This window comes from Phormidium sp. CCY1219 (genome assembly GCF_035615515.1).
Lineage (GTDB): Bacteria > Cyanobacteriota > Cyanobacteriia > Cyanobacteriales > Laspinemataceae > CCY1219.
Window position 1 is genome coordinate 1 of sequence record NZ_JAJENT010000055.1, and the last position, 215, is coordinate 215.

The following is a 215-nucleotide window of genomic DNA, read 5'->3' on the forward strand; positions in this document are numbered from 1 at the left end:
ATCGGATTTCCACCGGAAATCTCTGCATCGGCTTCTCGTTGTTTCAAGGTTTGAGTTAAGTTTTCTAACCGAGAAATGATGTCGCTATTGACAGAATTGCCAGGTTGTGTTGTCTCGGCAATGACCGGGGTGGCGGTAGTTTCGGTGGCGGGATTCGCTGCAATTGGGGTGCGATCGCCTCCCGTTTCTTCCGCTTCCACATTGCTAGCTGTTTC

At 50.7% G+C, this 215-nt stretch carries 1 protein-coding gene; it reads right to left on the reverse strand.

The genetic code is table 11. The annotated features are described in order from the left end of the window. On the reverse strand, positions 1 to 215 hold a 215-nt coding region (locus LKK83_RS31860), incomplete at both ends, for a hypothetical protein (protein WP_324628764.1).